Below are 15,890 nucleotides of genomic sequence, written 5' to 3' on the forward strand. Positions count from 1 at the left end.
GCGCTTGGGGCACGTTGATCCGGCGTTTATCGGGGCGGTTGGGGATGGTGCGTTTGGAGAGGTGGCGTGAGGGGTGGGTTGAAAACCCACCCTACGATTTTGTCACCTACCGCACAAACTTCTTGAACTTCACCCGCGTCGGCTCCAGCGCATCCGCCCCCAGACGGCGCTTCTTGTCCTCTTCGTATTCCTCGAAGTTGCCTTCGAACCATTCCACATGCGCCTCACCCTCGAACGCCAGAATATGCGTGCAGATCCGGTCGAGGAAGAAGCGGTCGTGGGAGATGACCACGGCGCAACCGGCGAAATCGACGAGGGCGTCTTCCAAGGCGCGCAGGGTTTCCACGTCCAGATCGTTGGTCGGTTCGTCGAGGAGGATGACGTTGCCGCCCTCTTTCAGCAGCCGCGCCATATGTACCCGGTTGCGTTCCCCGCCCGAAAGCAGGCCGACCTTTTTCTGCTGGTCGCCGCCCTTGAAGTTGAAGGCCGAGCAATAGGCGCGGGAGTTCATTTCCGCATCGCCCAACTTGATCTGTTCGGCGCCGCCAGAGATCGCCTCCCACACGGTTTCACTGGCCGACAGGTCGTCGCGCGACTGGTCGACGTAGGCCAGTTGCACGGTGTCGCCCAGTTCGATGCTGCCCGCATCGGGTTTGTCCTGACCGGTGATCATCTTGAACAGCGTGGATTTACCCGCGCCGTTGGGACCGATCACACCGACGATGCCGCCGGGCGGCAGCGAAAAGGACAGGTCCTCGATCAACAGCTTATCGCCCATGGCCTTGGTCAGGTTTTCGACCTCGATCACGCGCGAGCCAAGGCGCTGGCCGTTGGGGATGATGATCTGCGCGCGGGCCAGCTTTTCCCGCTCTGACTGGTTGGCCAGATCGTTGTAGGCGCTGATCCGGGCCTTGGATTTCGACTGGCGCGCCTTGGCCCCCTGCCGCATCCAGTCCAGTTCGCGTTCCAGCGTCTTTTGCTTGGCCTTGTCCTCACGCGCTTCCTGCGCGAGGCGTTTGGCCTTTTGCTCCAGCCAGGCCGAGTAGTTGCCCTCATACGGAATGCCGCGGCCGCGATCCAGTTCGAGAATCCAGCTGGTGATGTCGTCGAGGAAATAGCGGTCGTGGGTGACGATCAGGATGGTGCCCTTGTATTCCATCAGGTGGTTTTGCAGCCATGCGATGGTTTCGGCGTCAAGGTGGTTGGTCGGCTCGTCCAGCAGCAGCATGTCGGGCGCTTCGAGCAGCAGCTTGCACAGCGCGACGCGGCGGGCCTCCCCGCCCGACAGGGTGCTGACATCGGCGTCATCGGGGGGGCAGCGCAGGGCCTCCATCGCGACGTCGATCTGGCTGTCGAGATCCCAGAGATCCTGACTGTCGATCTCGTCTTGCAGTTTGGCCATCTCTTCGGCGGTCTCGTCCGAATAGTTCATCGCCAGTTCGTTGTACTTGTCGAGGATGGCCTTTTTCGCGGCCACACCCAGCATGACGTTGTCGCGGACGTTCAGGGTGTCGTCCAGTTTCGGCTCCTGCGGGAGATAGCCGACCTTGGCGCCCTCGGCGGCCCATGCCTCACCGGTGAAATCCTTGTCGAGACCGGCCATGATCTTCATCAGGGTGGATTTACCCGAGCCGTTGACGCCGACGACACCGATCTTGACACCGGGGAGAAAGTTCAGCCGGATGTTTTCAAAGCATTTCTTGCCGCCCGGATAGGTCTTGGAGACGCCATCCATGTGATAGACATACTGGTACGAGGCCATGATCCGCTCCTGCGCGCTTGTGCGTTGTTTGAGACGGAGTATCGCTTTGGCGGGATGGGTGCAATCGGGGGCGGGTTTCTTGCGCCGGGGCCTGCGAGGGCGTATCGGGTGGCGCGGTGCACAGGGACGCAGGAGGATGCGGCGTGCCGCAGCGAACGGATGGGATGAGGGCGGTACAGGCGGGGGCGCGGGGCCTTGGCGGTCGGGCCATGCCACGGGGCGCGCGGGTCGGGCTGCTGGGCGGATCGTTCGATCCGCCGCATGCCGGGCATCTGCACCTGTCGCGTGAGGCGCTCAAGCGGTTCGATCTGGATCTTGTGGTCTGGCTGGTCAGTCCCGGCAATCCGCTAAAGCCGAACCCGCCCGCGCCCTTGGCCGACCGGATGGCGGCGGCGCGCGCGCTGGTCGATCATCCGCGCATCCTGATCAGCAATTTCGAGGCGCGGTCCGGCACGCGCTATACGGCGCAGACGCTGGCGGCGCTGCAAGGCCAGTTCCGCGATGTGCGGTTCACATGGCTGATGGGGGCCGACAACCTTGCGCAGTTTCACCGTTGGGAGAACTGGCAGGATATCCTGCAAACCGTTCCGGTGGGGGTGCTGGCGCGTCCCGGCCTGCGGATCGCCGCGCGCAGTTCGCCCACGGCGCGAATCTATCGGAGCGCGCGCCTGCCTGCCAAAGCCTCGCGCACTCTGGGGGCTGCCGCCGCGCCCGCGTGGTGTTTTGTGAACATCCCGATGAAGGCCGTCAGCTCCAGCGCGATCCGTGCGGCGGGCCACTGGGCAACAGGCAGCAAAACGTGAACCGCCGCAGCCCAGTTGCCGGTTGCCGGGCGGTCCGGGATTCGCTTAGATCACGCCCATGAGCAAAGGCTTTTCCAGACGTGTCTTCATGGGCGGGGCTGCCGGACTGGCGCTTGGCGGGGCATTGCCCGGCTGGGCGCGCGCGCCGGACACCTCCTTGCGCCCGGTGGCGCGGGCGGAAGATTTCCGCAAGCGCGTCCAACCCCCCGCCGAGGCGCTGATAGAGCGCGCCGCCTTGGACGGCGATGTCAGCTTTGCCGTCGCGCGGTTGCAGACCGGCGAGGTGCTGGAAACACACTCACCCGACGTCGACCTGCCGCCGGCCAGCGTCGCCAAGGCGTTGACGGCGGGCTATGCGCTGGATGTGCTGGGGCCGGGGCACCATTTCGTCACCCGCGTGATCGCCACGGGTCCGGTGACAGCGGGCGTGGTGCAGGGCGATCTGGTGCTGGCGGGCGGCGGTGATCCGACGCTGGACACCGACGCGCTGGCCGATCTGGCCAAAGCGGTGAGCGCGGCGGGCGTGACCGGCGTCACCGGCGGGCTGAAGGTCTGGGGCGGGGCGCTGGCCTCTTTGCCGGGCATCGACGCCAGCCAGCCGGATCACGTGGGCTATAACCCGTCGGTGTCCGGTCTGAACCTGAACTACAACCGGGTGCATTTTGAATGGCGGCGCACCGGGGCCGACTATGCGGTCACGATGCAGGCGCGGTCCAGCGCGCACCGGCCGGACGTGCGCATGGCGCGGATGGCGCTGATCGACCGCAACCTGCCCGTCTATACCTATGAGGACGCGGGCGGGCGCGACAACTGGACCGTGGCGCGGGGCGCCTTGGGCGACGGCGGCGCGCGCTGGCTGCCGGTCAAGAAACCCGAGGTCTACGCCGGTGAGGTGTTCCAGACGCTGCTTGCCGCCAACGGCGTGCGGGTCGGCCCCGCCAAGACCGTTGCCGCATTGCCCGCGGGCGCGGTTCTGGCCAGCCACGACAGTGCGCCGCTGCGGGTCATCGTGCGCGACATGCTGAAATGGTCGACCAACCTGACGGCAGAGGCCGTTGGGCTGGCCGCCACGGTCAAGCGCACGGGTGTTGTCCCCGCCTCGCTGGCGGCCTCGGCGGCAGAAATGAACGCGTGGGCGCGGGCCAGGCTGGGCGTCGACGGTCTGGCGCTGGTCGATCACTCTGGCCTTGGCGACCAGAGCCGGATCAGCGCGCGCGAGATGATGGGATGCCTGCGGGCGCTGCGGTTGACCATGGGGATCAAGCCGCTGCTCAAGGACATCCCGATGCGGGACGAAACCTACAAGGTGGTGGAGGATCATCCGGTGAAGGTGCGGGCCAAGACCGGGACACTGAATTTTGTCAGCGGGCTGGCCGGGTTCATCGACCTGCCGGATGGCACCGAACTGGTCTTTGCGATCTTTGCCGCCGATATTCCGCGCCGTGACGCGCTGACCAAGGCACAGCGCGACCGGCCTGATGGCGGACGTAGCTGGAACAGCCGCGCCAAGATCCTGCAACAGGGTCTGATCGGGCGCTGGGGCGTGCTGTACGAAAGCGATCCGGTCTGAGGCGGCTTGGGCCAACCTGCACGACGGCAATGAAATAGGCCCCGCAGTCACTGCGGGGCCTGTCTGTTTCGAGGGCAGCCAAGCTGCCGGGGGGGGCGGTCAGTTGTCGATCACGACCTTCATGTTCTTTTTGCCGACCTCCTGGGTCAGCTTGAACAACACGGCCGCATGTTCAGGGTGCAGGCGCACGCAGCCAGCCGAGGCGGGACGACCAAGGCGGCTGATCTGATCGGTGCCGTGGATCGCGTAGTCGCCATTGAAGAAGATGGCGAACGGCATCGGTGCGTTGTTGTAGATGCTGGACCGGTGGTGCTTGGACAGCCAGTAGGCATTCCACTGGCCGCGCGGCGTGTACTTGCCATTGCGGGCGGTGGACACCGGCCAGCGATAGGCGACCTGCCCGTTGTAGATCACGGTCATGGTTTGGGTCGACACATCGACCTTGGCCACAAGAGGCGCGGCCATGGACATCAATGGGGTCAGGCAGAGAAGTGCCGCGCCGAGCGCGGCGGCATAAAAACGGTTCATTTGTCCCTCCAGGTAACAAGCTTGGCAGCTTCGGCGAAAAAATGCCTGAAGGGACACTACTACGCGGTTAACCGCCGGTCAGTCCGGGATACCTGACCTTTCGGATTCGAGGGAAAACAAGCCTTTCGGATATGGGATTTATGCAACGGTTTGAGTGGTGATTTGACAATTTCGAGCGATTTCAGGGCTGAAGATGGCGCGCGCGGGCGCCGCGTTCGATTGCGGCGGCGTGCAGGCGGTCCAGATTGAGCTCATAGCGAATCTCTTCGAGCAGGCGCAGCTCTGCTTCGCGCAGGGTGCCGTCGGCGGCGGCGACGTCACAGGCCAGCGCATAGGCGGTTTCGAACAGGCGTTCGGGCAGGTTGTCGCGGATCAGGCCAAACAGCGCATCCAGCCCGTCTTCCTGATCGAAGAGTTCGAAAATCAGGCTGGACATGGTGCGGACGCGGTCGGCGTCGTAGTCGGCAAAGATCGGCAGCATATTCACGGCGCTGTCGATCTTGACCAGTTCGGCGGTGCGGACGTTTTCATCCGAGGCCGAGACGGCAATCATCAGCGCCACAAGGCAGTCCTGCGGGCTGAGCGGCTGGGTGTCGTCGGTCATCTGGGGCCTCGGCTTGTTTGCGGCGATGCAGCGCAATTTATTGACGCAGACCCCAAGGGGCAATAGGAAGCGCGCGCAACATTTCCCCAAGGAGACCCGAAATGTCCGATCTGCGCGATGCGGCGATGAGTGCCAAGGCCTGGCCGTTCGAAGAAGCGCGCCGGATCCTCAAACGCTATGAAAAAGCGCCGCCCGAAAAGGGTTACGTGCTTTTCGAGACCGGTTATGGCCCCTCGGGTCTGCCGCATATCGGCACCTTTGGCGAGGTTTTGCGGACCACGATGATCCGCCGCGCCTTTGAGGCGATTTCGGACATTCCGACGCGGCTGATCTGTTTTTCGGACGACATGGACGGGATGCGCAAGGTTCCGACCAACGTGCCCAATCAGGACATGCTGAACGAACACCTGCAAAAGCCGCTGACCTCGGTCCCCGATCCGTTTGGCGAATTCGACAGTTTCGGCGATCACAACAACGCCATGCTGCGGCGGTTTCTCGACACCTTCGGGTTCGACTACGAGTTCTATTCGGCCACCGATTACTACAAGACCGGGCAGTTCGACGCGACGCTGCTGAAAGCGGCGCAGAATTACGACGCGCTGATGAAGATCATGCTGAAAAGCTTGCGCGAAGAGCGTCAGCAGACCTATTCGATCTTCCTGCCGATCCACCCCGAGACGGGCCGCGTGCTGTACGTCCCGATGAAGAACGTGGACGCGGAAAAGGGCGAGATCACCTTTGACGACGAGGACGGGCGGGAATGGACGCTGCCGGTTACCGGCGGCAACGTGAAGCTGCAATGGAAGCCGGACTTTGGCGCGCGCTGGGCGGCGCTGGGTGTCGACTTTGAGATGTACGGCAAGGACCACTCGACCAACACGCCGATCTATGACGGCATTTGCCGGGCCTTGGGCGTGCGCGCGCCCGAGCATTTCACCTATGAGCTGTTTCTGGATGAGAACGGCGAAAAGATCTCGAAGTCCAAGGGCAACGGGCTGTCGATCGACGAGTGGCTGACCTATGCGTCCACGGAATCGCTGTCGTATTTCATGTACCAAAAGCCCAAGACGGCGAAGCGGATGCACTTTGACGTGATCCCGCGGGCGGTGGATGAATACCACCAGCAGTTGCGGGCCTACCCGACGCAGGACCTGAAGGCGCAACTGGCGAACCCGGTCTGGCACATTCACGGCGGCGACGTGCCCGAATCGAAGATGGTTGTGCCGTTCTCGATGCTGCTGAACCTTGCCAGCGCGGCGCATGCGGAAAACAAGGCCGCGATGTGGTCCTTTATCAACCGCTACGCGCCCGATGCCTCGCCGCAGACGCATCCCGATCTGGATGCCGCCGCCGGGTTCGCGGTCAAGTATTACGAGGATTTCGTCAAGCCGGCCAAGGTCTTCCGCGCGCCGGATGCCAAGGAGCGCGCCGCGATGGAAGACCTTGCCGCGCAGCTGCGAAGCCACGACGGGCCGACGGACGACGAAACGCTGCAAAGCCTCGTCTTTGCGGTTGGCAAGGCGCATGAATTCGAAAACCTGCGCGACTGGTTCAAGGCGCTGTACGAGGTGCTTTTGGGCCAAAGCCAGGGGCCGCGCTTTGGCGGGTTCATCGCACTTTACGGTGTGGAAGAGACCGCAACCCTGATCGACAAGGGGCTGGCGGGCGAACTGGGCTGAGGCGCGTCGCTGCTTCGTGACTTTGACGGATCCTCCTTGCGGCTTACCTTTGGGACAGTCGCGAGGAGGATGACATGCGCAAATTTATGATCGGGCTGGCCGTTGCGGCGGCTCTCGCAGGGGCGGTGCGGGCGCAGGACGCGCTGACGCCCAATCCGCAGATCCAGGGCATTATTCAGGGCCAGATAGACGCGTTTCAAAGCGATGACTTTGTGACCGCCTTTGATTTTGCCAGTCCGGGGATCAAGGGCACCTTTCGCACCCCCGAGAATTTCGGCGCGATGGTGCGGCAGGGGTATCCGATGGTCTGGCGACCGCAGGACCTGCGATTTGGTCCCCTGCGCGAGATTGACGGCGCGCTTTGGCAGCAGGTGTTGATTGAGGACGCCGCCGGCAAGCGTTACGTGGTCGAATACCGCATGGAACAGGTCGACGGCGCGTGGCGGATTTCTGGCGTTCAGGTGGTCCCGGCATCGGGTCTGTCCGCCTGACAGGACGGGACGGGTGCGGCGCTCGTGCGCTGCGCGCACATTGCCCCGCCCACCGTCCCCGGCCGCAAGAGGCGGATTGCCAAGGCTAGAAGTCGGTCCAGACCCCGAACTTGAGCCCCATGGAGGTGTCGCCCGCCAGTCCCCATGTGAGACCTGTTTCAAGTTTGACCGGCCCCCGCAGCGGCAGCACAAGCGACGGCGCGATCCGGACAAACGCCTCGCGCCCGTCCGGCTGGCCGGTCTGCACTTGCAGGATCAGTTTGCGGTCCTTGGACAGATTGCGCCCCCATGTCATGTCCAGCTTGAGATCGGTTTTGCCGGTGTCGACATAGGTTTCGGCCACGCTGTCGATCGAAAGCCAGCCTTTCCCGAGGCCCCAGCCCACCGACAGCGCCGGGCGCACCACGCGCTGGCCTGAAATCGTGCCAAATCCGAACTGCGCCGCCACCTGCGCCCCGCTGTCCGACTGACGAAGCGGCCACTGGAAGAACAGCACGGTCTTGCCGCTGCCCGACACCGAATGGCCAACGTCCAGCCCAAGGGTCAGCCGGTCCGTCAGGCCGTATTCGACATAGAGCGTCGAATAGTCTTCGGTCGGGTCAACGGATGTCCATGTGCCCATGTCCTGTGGCCAGCCCAGCCGCATCGACAGGCTGGCAAAGCCGTCGCCTTGTTTGCGCGGCCATGCACCGGCCTGCGCCGACCCGGCGGACAGGCTGGCAACAAGGCAGGCGGCAAGGCAGGCGGCGAGGACATTGGCCAGAAGGCGGGCAGGTCGGGGCATCTGTGGTGCGCGGGGCGCCTCCGTTAAGGTCTTATTCACGATGGTAAAGACGGTTTGGTTAACGGAAGGTGAAGCATTTCAAGGGGAGGGCTGGATTCCCCGCGTCGCGGCGTGCAAGGTCATTTGAAACGGCGTGCGGGGGATATCATGGCTGGACAGGTGATTACGGTCGCGCAGCAAAAGGGCGGCAGCGGCAAGACGACGCTGGCGGCGCATCTGGCGCTTGGCTTTCACGGTCAGGGCAAACGCGTGGCGGTGGTGGACCTTGATCCGCAGGGCAGTCTTGGCCGTTGGTTCATGACCCGGATCGAGAACGCGCCAGAGACCTGCGAGGGACTGGAATTTGCCACCTCCTCGGCCTGGGGGATCTCTTATGAGGTGCGCAAGCTGTCAGCCTCCAACGATATCGTCATCATCGACACCCCGCCCAAGGCGGACAGCGACCTGCGGCCTGCCCTGCGGGCTGCGGACCTTGTGGTGGTGCCGGTGGCGGTCAGCCATGTGGACCTGTGGGCGACCGAGGGGGTGCTGGATCTGGCCGCGCGGGAGAACTGCAAGACCCTGCTGGTGATGAACCGCACCCGCGTGGGCACGCGGCTGAACGCCGAGGTGGCAGAGGCGGCGGCGCGGCTGGGCGCGGATGTCGCCAAGGCCAGCCTTGGCAATCGCGTCGGCTATGCCGAGGCGCTGGGGCAGGGGCGCGGCGCGCATGAGGGGGTCAAGACACCCGCCCGCGCCGAGATCGCCGCGCTGTTGCAGGAGGTGGCGGAGCGGCTTGGGACCGGATAAGGGACCGCCAAGGAGACGCCCGATGACCGATCTTGACGCACTTTCCCACCTGATCCGCGCCGATGCCGAGGCGCGGGGGCAGACGATTTCCCGCCTTGGCTATTTCTGCGCGCCCTTCCGCCCGGACAGCGGCCCGCTGTCGGACAAGGTGATCAAGGTCTATCGCGGCTTGCGCGACGTCGCGGCGCTGGAGCGGCTGCACCAGTGCCATGACGATTACGTCGCGGCGCTGCTGGCGGGCGGCGTGCCGATGCCGCAGACAGAATTTCATCTGCTGGACCTCGACGGGGCCAAGGTGCCGGTGATCGTGCAAGAGGCGCTGCCGGTGGCCAGCCTGATGCGCCCTTTGATGCAGGACGCGCCGGTGGCGGCCACGCTGGAGATGATGGAAGCGGCGGGGCAGGTCATCGCGCGCTTTTGGCATTGGGCCGAGGAACAGGAGGGGCGGATCGGCTTTCACCCCTCGATCCGCAACTTTGCGATCATCGACGACGGCGCGGTGTTCTTCGACACCTTCCCGCCGCTGATCCACTACTCCCGCGAAGAAATGGGCCGGATGCTGCTGACCTTCTCGGACAAGCGGTTGATGCGCGTGATCGGGCCGCTGATGCAGCGGCGGGTGACGGGCATTCAGGACGAATGGTATTCGCCGGCAGAGACGCTGGTGGGGCTGGTCGGGTCGGCCTGCCGGTTGCGGCCTGATCATGCGGCGGCCTATCTGGGTTGGGGCCGGGATTTCGTTGGCCGTGAGATGACACCTTGGGCCGATGAGGCGCTGGCCGGGCTGAACGCACCGCCCAAGCTGCCGGGCTACTGGACCGGGTTTCGCAAGCTGCTGGGCCTTCAGGGTGAGCCGAACGTCTGAGGCAGGCGTTTCGGTGGCATCGGCGCAGAATGTCGCCGTGACGGCTTGGCCTTTTGCGCGTGGGGAATTACGCCTTGGACATGCCAAACACCACTCCGGATTTCTTTGACACGGGCGCGCTGGTGGGCGTGCTGACCACGCAGCCGCTGGACCGGGTGCTGGATTATCGCGCGCCAGAGGGCGGGTGCTGGCAAGGGGCCTATGTCGAGGTGCCGCTGGGACCGCGCAAGGTGCTGGGCGTTGTCTGGGGGCCGGGGCGCGGGGACTTCGACGCCTCGAAGATCCGCGCCGTCAACCGGGTGCTGGATGTGGCCCCGATGCGCGAAGAGATGCGGTTGTTCATCGAGAAATCCGCCGCCTACACGCTGACGCCGTTGACGGCGATGCTGCGGCTGGCGACGCGCGCGCCGGGGCTGGGCGATCCGCCGTCGATGCGCAAGGTGTACCGGCTGGGCGAGGGAGAGCCGCCACGCATGACCGACGCGCGGACCCGCGTGCTGGACGCGGCGCGTGAGATGGGCGGGCTGTCACTGACGCTGAAGGAACTGGCAGAGGCGGCGGGGGTGACCTCGTCGGTGGTCAAGGGGCTGGTCAAGAGCGGCGCGATCCTTGAGGAGGACACGCCGCGCGACACCGCCTTTGCCCGGCTGGACGCCGACTATGGCGGCAAGGAACTGACAGAGGATCAGGCCGCGGCGGCAGAGGTGCTGCGCGCGGGGCAGCGGGCCGGACGTTATGAGACGGTGCTGCTGAAAGGTGTGACCGGGTCAGGCAAGACCGAGGTTTACCTGGAGGCCGTGGCAGAGGCGCTGCGGCAGGGGCGGCAGGCGCTGGTCCTGCTGCCGGAGATTGCCCTGTCGGCGGAATTCCTGACGCGGGTCGAGGCGCGCTTTGGCGCGCGCCCTGCCGAATGGCATTCCGGCGTCACCATGACCGAACGGCGGCGCGTCTGGCGCATGGTCGGCGAGGGCAAGGCGCAGGTGGTGGTGGGGGCGCGGTCTGCCCTGTTCCTGCCGTTCCAGAACCTTGGCGTGATTGTCGTCGATGAGGAACACGACACCTCTTACAAGCAAGAGGATGGCGTGCTGTACAATGCCCGCGACATGGCGGTGCTGCGGGCCTCGATCCTTGGGGCGCAGGTGGTGCTGGCTTCGGCCACGCCCGCGCTGGAAAGCTGGGCCAATGCGGATGCGGGCAAGTACAAGCGGCTGGTGCTGACCTCCCGTTTTGGCCCTGCGGTGATGCCTCAGATGCGCGCCTTGGACATGCGGGGTGAGGATCTGCCCTCGGGGACGTGGATTTCGCCGACCTTGCAGGCAGCGGTCCGGGCGCGGATGGAAAAGGGGGAGCAGGCGTTGCTGTTCCTGAACCGGCGCGGGTATGCGCCGGTGACGCTCTGCCGGGCCTGTGGCGAACAGATCGCCTGTGATCATTGTGACGCGCGCATGGTGGAGCATCGCTTTCTCAAACGGCTGATCTGTCATCAGTGTGGTGAAAGCAAACCGGTGCCGGAGGTCTGCCCGTCCTGTCAGGTTGAGGGCAAGCTGGCCGCCGTGGGGCCGGGGGTGGAACGGCTGGCCGAAGAGGCAACGGCGAAGTTTCCGGACGCTAGGATTGCGGTGCTTTCGTCGGACCTGTTCGGGACGGCGCGCGAGTTGAAGGCGCAGATCGAGACGATTGCCGCGGGTGGGGCGGATATCATCATCGGCACGCAGCTGGTGGCGAAGGGGCATAACTTTCCGCATCTGACGCTGGTGGGCGTGATCGACGCGGACCTTGGCCTGCAAGGGTCCGACCTGCGCGCGGCGGAGCGGACCTTTCAACTGATGCGGCAGGTGGCGGGGCGTGCCGGGCGGGCGGAAAAGCCGGGGCAGGCGCTGTTGCAGACCTTTCAGCCTGAGCATCCGGTGATCCGGGCCATTCTGGCGGGCGATGAAGAGGCGTTCTGGAAGGCCGAGGCCGATGAGCGGCGGCTGGCGGGGATGCCGCCCTATGGGCGGCTGGCGGGGATCATCCTGTCCGGCGGGGATGTGGCCCGCGTCTTTGATCTGGGCAATTATCTGGCCCGCAACGATGCCGCCCTGCGGCGGGTCGATGCGGTGGTCTGGGGGCCTGCGCCCGCGCCCATCGCGCGGGTGAGGGGGCGGCATCGGGTGCGGCTGCTGGTGAAGGCCCCCAAGGGGGTGGCCCTGCAAGGGGCGCTGGCGGACTGGGCCGGACAGGTCAAGCTGACGGGCGATCTGCGCATGGCCATCGACATTGATCCGCAGAGCTTTTTCTGAGGCGGGCGCCAGACCTGTCCACGCGTGGACAGGGTGGGTGACGTCGCGTCTTCAAAGGCTTGCAGAGACGGTTTTACCTTCGATTTACCTTTTCCGCGCAGACATGCGCGCGGGAAACGCGCCGCCGCCACAGGCGTTTACCGCCATTCCATGCGGCAATTGATCAGCACCCCCAGAGGGCCGCGTTGGCACACCTTGACCCGGCGTTTTTTGGGTTTGGCCCGTTCCGCCGCTTGCCACCTGTCGTAAACCTCGCGGCTGTCCGCGATCAGGCGGGCGTGCTGGGCGGCGTTCAGAAAGCCTGAGACGGGCAGACCGCTGGCCTGTTGCCATTGCCGCAGCGCCGCGCGGGAATTTGCCCCCAGATCGCCGTCGATGCCGCCGGTGTCGAAGTCGAGCAGCGTCAGTCGGCGCTGGATTTCCCGCCGCGCCGCGCGGTCGAGGGCGAGGCGGGCCTCATCCGCCTCGGTGGCCGGTATGAGCGGCGTCGGGCCGATGGATGTGCGTGCGGCGGGCGGGTCTTCAGCGGTGGTCGTCACCGAACCGGGCATCGGTCTGGTTCCGGCGAGCGCCTCGAAAAGCTGGGCGTCGCTGAGGCGGGGCTGGGTCGGAAGGTCTTTTATGGGGGTGTCCGAAGGAAAGAGATGGGAACGATAGAGGGCGGCGGCAGTCAGGTCGTCAGCGCCAAGGTATTCGGCCTTTCCAAGATGGCTGCGCTGCGCGCTGTTGGGGTCGAGGGACAGGCGGCATTCGAATGCCCCTTCGATGTAAAAGGTCGGGACAGTTGTCACCTTGATGATGCGCCCGTCCCTTTCTACGCTTTCGACAAGTTTCGTGTCGGCGGAGAGGGTGAGGTTGGATCCGGTACCTGCTGTCATCGACTGTGCGTTGACGCAGGCATTTCTGATCGCGGTTTGTCTGTTCGTCTGAGGCTCAGCAACCGGGAAAACCTCGATGTTCCATGCGGCGGCATCCTGAACGGTCCGGACATAGCGCATGTCTTCGGGCGGCGTTCCCAGAATGGTCAGGAACAGGTCCTGAGGAAACATGGAGCCGCCCATGCCACGCATTTGCGCAAGTTTCTCAATGCTTTGGATGGCGACCCGATAGGCATCATTCACGGCGGTTTCGGTGTAGTCCCCTTGCGGCACGACCAGTCCGGGGGCGTGGAACCCAAGTTTGCCACGCGGATGCAGGCGGCGTTCGGGCTTTATGATGTCCTCAAAAGCCCGGAAGGTGCCGTACATGAAGGCCAGCGCACAGGCGCTTTCACAGGTCCGGTCCGGACCCACCGCTGTCCGCATACCGATACCACCAAGGACAAAACCGATTTCGATGCCTTCGAGAAAGTTTCCACCCCGGCTGTTCAGGCAGAGCGTCTTTATGTTTTCGGTGTCTCCACTGCCGGCGAAAGCGCGTTCCCAGCCGTTTGTTTTGGCGAAAGCCCGCAGCTTGTCCGCGTCGCCCGCGACGATCTCGCCCTCCAGCGTGGCGTCGCATTGCATGATGGCGTCGCCGCCCGCTGTGATGCTTGCGGCCATGGCGGGGGAGAGCGTGAGAGCCAGCACAACGGCCAGCGTCAGCGCCAGAAGGCCGCGCAGAAGGCGTTTGAACAGGCAGATGGTGTGACCGGGCATGGCGGCCCCAGTGTCCCCGACGTTGCCTGTTGCCGCAAGGTTATTTCCCGTGGTCGTGGCGGTATGCCTGCTGAATCGCGCGACCAATGCGCCACAACACCGCGTCTTTTCAGGGGTCGCCTTGTTTGTCCCCATGGCCGTCTCTACATCGCCAGCCATGAGACGATGGATCCCCTTTCTGAAATCCGTGCCACGGGTGTCGGTTGTGCGCCTGCAAGGTGCCATCGGCGTGCCGGGCCGGTCGAGCATCAGCGACCGTTCGATCGCGACGATGCTGGAAAAGGCCTTTAAATCCAAACCGGACGCCGTGGCGCTGGAAATCAACTCTCCGGGCGGATCGCCGGTGCAAAGCTCTTTGATCGGCGCGCGCATCCGGCGGCTGGCGGATGAGCACGAGGTGCCGGTCATCGCCTTTGTCGAGGATGTGGCGGCCTCTGGCGGCTACTGGATCGCAAGTGCGGCGGATGAAATTATTGCCGATCCCAGTTCGATCCTTGGCTCCATCGGGGTGATTTCGGCGGGCTTTGGCGCGCATCTGTTCATGGAACGGCAGGGAATTGAACGCCGGGTGCATACGGCGGGCAAATCCAAGAGCATGCTGGACCCGTTCAAACCGGAAAACCCGGAGGACGTCGCCCGCCTGAACCGGCTGCTGGACCAGTTGCACGGCACGTTCATTGCCCAGATCAAGGACCGGCGCGGCGACAAGCTGACCGATAACCCCGATCTGTTCACCGGTGAGGTCTGGATCGGGCAGGCGGCGGTGGATGAGGGGCTGGCGGATGGCATCGGCCATCTGGTTCCGGTGATGAAGGCCCGCTTTGGCGACAAGGTGCGGTTCAAACGCTTTGAGCAGCGCAAGCCGCTGATCCCGCGTCTGGGCGCGCAGGCGGTGCAGGGCACGCTGGGCGAGATCGAGGAACGCGCGGAATACGCGCGGTTTGGTCTGTCTTGATCGTCAAGATCGTCGCCCTGTTTCTGGCGTTCATCGCCGTGCTGGGGTTCTTTGGCAAATTGCGCGTGCCGGGGGCGCACCAGTTGGGCAAGTTGCGCGACCGCGCGCGGCTGGGGTCCAAGAAATGTCCGCACTGTGGCCGGTACAGGATCGGCAAGGGGCCCTGCGACTGCCGAAAGGGGAAGACCTGAGATGGTTTACGGCTATGCGGCGCTTGGCCTTGTGATCCTGTTGCTGGCCGGGGATGCGCTGGTCAAAGGGGCGGTGAACGTCTCTTTGCGGATGGGAATCCCGGCGCTGATCGTCAGCCTGACCATTGTTGCCTTCGGCACTTCGGCACCGGAACTGCTGATTTCCATTCAGGCGGCGCTGGACAACGCGCCGGGCATCGCGCTGGGCAACGTGGTGGGGTCAAACACCGCCAACGTGCTGTTGGTGCTGGGGGTGCCGGGGCTGATTACGGTCATGCACACCAGCCAGTGCGACACCCGCTCCAGCTATCTCCAGATGATCGGCGCGACGCTGGTCTTTGTCGCGCTGGCCTTTCGGGGGGTGTTCGACATGACGGCGGGCATTGGCCTGCTGGCCTTGCTGGCCGTCATTCTGGCCAGTCAGGTGCGCGGGGCGCTGCGCCATCGCGCCCGCGGCGAGGTTGACGAAGACCTGGAAGCGCCCGAAGGCGCGGACCCGGACATGCCGTGGTGGAAGATCGGGTTGTTTCTGGCGCTGGGTCTGATCGGCCTGCCGCTGGGCGCCGACCTGCTGGTCGACAGCGCCGAGGAAATCGCCCGCATGTTCGGGGTGCCCGACGCGGTGATCGGCCTGACGCTGGTGGCGCTGGGCACCTCGCTGCCGGAACTGGCGACGACGGTCATGGCGGCGATCCGCAAACAGGCGGATGTGGCCATCGGCAACGTGATCGGGTCGAACCTGTTCAACCTGCTGGCCATCATCGGGGTCGCCTCGCTGATCGCGCCGATCGAGGTCGGTCCGGGGTTCTTGCAGTTTGACCTCTGGGTCATGCTGGTGGCCTCGCTGTTGCTGGTGCCGTTTGTGTTCTTTGGCCGTGACCTTGGCCGGCGATGGGGCATCCTGTTGTCAGCGCTGTATGTGAGCTATGTCGTCATCGTACTGACGTGAC

15 protein-coding genes are annotated in these 15,890 nt (G+C 64.7%); 10 read left to right on the plus strand and 5 right to left on the minus strand.

Annotation, left to right across the window (positions count from 1 at the left end; translation table 11 throughout):
- Positions 1 to 106 precede the first annotated feature (106 nt).
- Positions 107 to 1,762, minus strand: a complete 1,656-nt coding sequence (gene ettA, locus ACN0S5_RS03830) for an energy-dependent translational throttle protein EttA (RefSeq protein WP_417206120.1) — start codon at positions 1,760 to 1,762, stop codon at positions 107 to 109.
- Positions 1,763 to 1,971: 209 nt separating this feature from the next.
- Between ettA and ACN0S5_RS03835 the strand changes: the two genes are divergently transcribed.
- Together ACN0S5_RS03835 and dacB are read left to right on the plus strand one after the other, a co-directional pair.
- Entirely contained in the window at positions 1,972 to 2,565 is a 594-nt protein-coding gene (locus ACN0S5_RS03835; RefSeq protein ID WP_417206661.1) for a nicotinate-nucleotide adenylyltransferase, read from the plus strand.
- Between the two features lie 58 nt (positions 2,566 to 2,623).
- On the plus strand, positions 2,624 to 4,135 hold the full coding sequence (gene dacB, locus ACN0S5_RS03840; protein ID WP_417206122.1) for a D-alanyl-D-alanine carboxypeptidase/D-alanyl-D-alanine-endopeptidase: 1,512 nt from the start codon (positions 2,624 to 2,626) through the stop codon (positions 4,133 to 4,135).
- Positions 4,136 to 4,234: 99 nt separating this feature from the next.
- On the opposite strand, the gene ACN0S5_RS03845 is transcribed toward dacB, so the two are convergent.
- Positions 4,235 to 4,663, minus strand: a complete 429-nt coding sequence (locus ACN0S5_RS03845) for a L,D-transpeptidase (protein WP_417206124.1) — start codon at positions 4,661 to 4,663, stop codon at positions 4,235 to 4,237.
- Positions 4,664 to 4,844: 181 nt separating this feature from the next.
- Positions 4,845 to 5,267 carry a tellurite resistance TerB family protein gene (locus ACN0S5_RS03850; RefSeq protein WP_417206126.1) on the minus strand — a complete coding sequence of 141 codons (423 nt, stop codon included), beginning with the start codon at positions 5,265 to 5,267 and terminating at the stop codon, positions 4,845 to 4,847.
- Between the two features lie 101 nt (positions 5,268 to 5,368).
- Here ACN0S5_RS03850 and ACN0S5_RS03855 point away from each other — a divergent pair, with 101 nt between their 5' ends.
- The gene (locus tag ACN0S5_RS03855; protein WP_417206128.1) at positions 5,369 to 6,946 is read left to right on the plus strand and encodes a lysine--tRNA ligase; all 1,578 of its coding nucleotides are present in this window, start codon (positions 5,369 to 5,371) and stop codon (positions 6,944 to 6,946) included.
- A gap of 74 nt (positions 6,947 to 7,020) precedes the next feature.
- Positions 7,021 to 7,437, plus strand: coding sequence for a DUF4864 domain-containing protein (locus ACN0S5_RS03860; RefSeq protein ID WP_417206130.1), 417 nt, complete (start codon positions 7,021 to 7,023; stop codon positions 7,435 to 7,437).
- Positions 7,438 to 7,522: 85 nt separating this feature from the next.
- Here ACN0S5_RS03860 and ACN0S5_RS03865 read toward each other — a convergent pair whose 3' ends face one another.
- A complete protein-coding gene (locus ACN0S5_RS03865; RefSeq protein ID WP_417206132.1) occupies positions 7,523 to 8,221 on the minus strand; it encodes a hypothetical protein in 699 nt (232 codons plus the stop codon).
- A gap of 147 nt (positions 8,222 to 8,368) precedes the next feature.
- Here ACN0S5_RS03865 and parA point away from each other — a divergent pair, with 147 nt between their 5' ends.
- From parA to ACN0S5_RS03880, 3 genes are all read left to right on the plus strand, one after another.
- Positions 8,369 to 9,010, plus strand: a complete 642-nt coding sequence (parA, locus tag ACN0S5_RS03870; protein ID WP_417206133.1) for a ParA family partition ATPase — start codon at positions 8,369 to 8,371, stop codon at positions 9,008 to 9,010.
- A gap of 22 nt (positions 9,011 to 9,032) precedes the next feature.
- Complete coding sequence (locus ACN0S5_RS03875; protein ID WP_417206135.1) at positions 9,033 to 9,875, plus strand: DUF6206 family protein; 843 nt, start codon at positions 9,033 to 9,035, stop codon at positions 9,873 to 9,875.
- Between the two features lie 80 nt (positions 9,876 to 9,955).
- Positions 9,956 to 12,157, plus strand: coding sequence for a primosomal protein N' (locus ACN0S5_RS03880; RefSeq protein WP_417206137.1), 2,202 nt, complete (start codon positions 9,956 to 9,958; stop codon positions 12,155 to 12,157).
- 137 nt (positions 12,158 to 12,294) lie between these two features.
- Here ACN0S5_RS03880 and ACN0S5_RS03885 read toward each other — a convergent pair whose 3' ends face one another.
- Positions 12,295 to 13,794, minus strand: coding sequence for a peptidoglycan-binding protein (locus ACN0S5_RS03885; RefSeq protein WP_417206139.1), 1,500 nt, complete (start codon positions 13,792 to 13,794; stop codon positions 12,295 to 12,297).
- Between the two features lie 157 nt (positions 13,795 to 13,951).
- Between ACN0S5_RS03885 and ACN0S5_RS03890 the strand changes: the two genes are divergently transcribed.
- The 3 genes from ACN0S5_RS03890 to ACN0S5_RS03900 are packed head-to-tail and all read left to right on the plus strand — an operon-like array spanning position 13,952 to position 15,889.
- Positions 13,952 to 14,749 carry a S49 family peptidase gene (locus ACN0S5_RS03890; protein ID WP_417206141.1) on the plus strand — a complete coding sequence of 266 codons (798 nt, stop codon included), beginning with the start codon at positions 13,952 to 13,954 and terminating at the stop codon, positions 14,747 to 14,749.
- Complete coding sequence (locus tag ACN0S5_RS03895) at positions 14,746 to 14,940, plus strand: hypothetical protein (RefSeq protein ID WP_417206143.1); 195 nt, start codon at positions 14,746 to 14,748, stop codon at positions 14,938 to 14,940. The genes ACN0S5_RS03890 and ACN0S5_RS03895 overlap by 4 nt, the downstream gene beginning before the upstream one ends.
- A gap of 1 nt (position 14,941) precedes the next feature.
- Positions 14,942 to 15,889, plus strand: coding sequence for a calcium/sodium antiporter (locus tag ACN0S5_RS03900; protein WP_417206145.1), 948 nt, complete (start codon positions 14,942 to 14,944; stop codon positions 15,887 to 15,889).
- Position 15,890 lies beyond the last annotated feature (1 nt).

It is taken from the genome of Antarctobacter sp. (genome assembly GCF_048262615.1).
GTDB lineage: Bacteria > Pseudomonadota > Alphaproteobacteria > Rhodobacterales > Rhodobacteraceae > Antarctobacter.